The 1,135-nt window shown below is 77.8% G+C and carries 1 protein-coding gene and 1 pseudogene; both read right to left on the bottom strand.

Annotation, left to right across the window (positions count from 1 at the left end):
• Positions 1-360, bottom strand: a pseudogene (locus tag FNH04_RS46205) (type II secretion system F family protein); the annotation flags it as partial.
• The gene (locus tag FNH04_RS46200; protein WP_322725791.1) at positions 357-1,130 is read right to left on the bottom strand and encodes a type II secretion system F family protein; all 774 of its coding nucleotides are present in this window, start codon (positions 1,128-1,130) and stop codon (positions 357-359) included. The pseudogene FNH04_RS46205 and the gene FNH04_RS46200, both read right to left, overlap by 4 nt.
• Between the last annotated feature and the right edge of the window lie 5 nt (positions 1,131-1,135).

Raw genomic sequence — 1,135 nt, 5'->3', positions numbered from 1 at the left:
CTCCACCGATCCGCGACCGCTCCCCACCGATCCGCGACCGCTCCCCACCGGTCCACGCCCCCGGTGCCGCCGCCATCGCCAGACCCCGATTCCCGCCACGAGCCCCAGTAGCAGCCCCATGACGCCGCCCACCAGCACCCACCCGGTGCACACCGCCCCAGCGACCGGAAGCCACCGCCGTACGGCGTCCCGTGCCACGAGCCGCCGCCGCGACGGCACGCTCTCCAGGAGCAGCAGCGCACCGAACCGTGCGCGCAGCCTCCGTTCGCGCCGGGCGGCGAGGAGGGCCCGGGCCATCCACCACGGCCCCGCGGCCATACACATCAGCGCCTCCAGCCTGTGGACAACCTCCGTGCTCATGCCGTCTCCGCTCCCCGTACGATCCGCAGCGCCCACCACAGGCCGACGCCCTCCAGTACTCCGCCGACCAGCAGACAGCCCAGCCCTGCGGCGCTGTGCAGCACCACGTGCAGCGGGTCGGCGCCGAGTGCGGTGCCCAGCAGCAGGCCGAGCACGGGCAGTCCGGCGAGCATCACGGCGGTGGACCGGGCGCCCGCCAGCTGGGCCCGCAGATCGGCCCGTTGGTCCCGCTCGGCGCGCAGGGCGCCCTCGAGCCGGTCCAGCCCGGCCGCGAGGCCCGCGCCCCGGTCCACGGCCACCCGCCAGCACGCGGCGAGGCCCAGCAGCCCGTCGGCGCCCGGTTGCCGCGCCGCGTCCGCGAGCGCGCCCGGTACATCGCCACCGAACCGTGCCGCCGCGAGCACCACCGCCTGTGCGTCATCGAGCCCGCCCGAGTCCCGCGCCGCCCGTAACAGCGCCTCCCCCGGTTGCCGTCCGGCGCGCACCTCCCCTGCGAGCGCCCCGCAGAGCGCGATCACGGCGTCACCCCTCCGCTCGCACGCCCCTCGCGCCTCCCGGGCCTGTCGTACCCGCCGCAACAGCGGCACCCCGAGCGCGCCTGCCAGCACCGGCAGCACGGACGCACCCAGCACTCCGACCACCAGTCCGACGGCCGGCGCCCACCACTCGGCCCGCAGCCCCCGCGCGCGCAGCATCGCCCGCTCCCAGAGCGGCGGCTCCACCGCGCCCCCGCCGGCGAGCAGCAGCCGAGCCCGCCGGGCGGCCTCCACACCCG

It is taken from the genome of Streptomyces phyllanthi (assembly GCF_009377205.1).
GTDB lineage: Bacteria > Actinomycetota > Actinomycetes > Streptomycetales > Streptomycetaceae > Streptomyces > Streptomyces phyllanthi.
The sequence above is the reverse complement of the archived record's forward strand: the minus strand, read 5'-3'. Positions and strand labels throughout refer to the sequence as shown.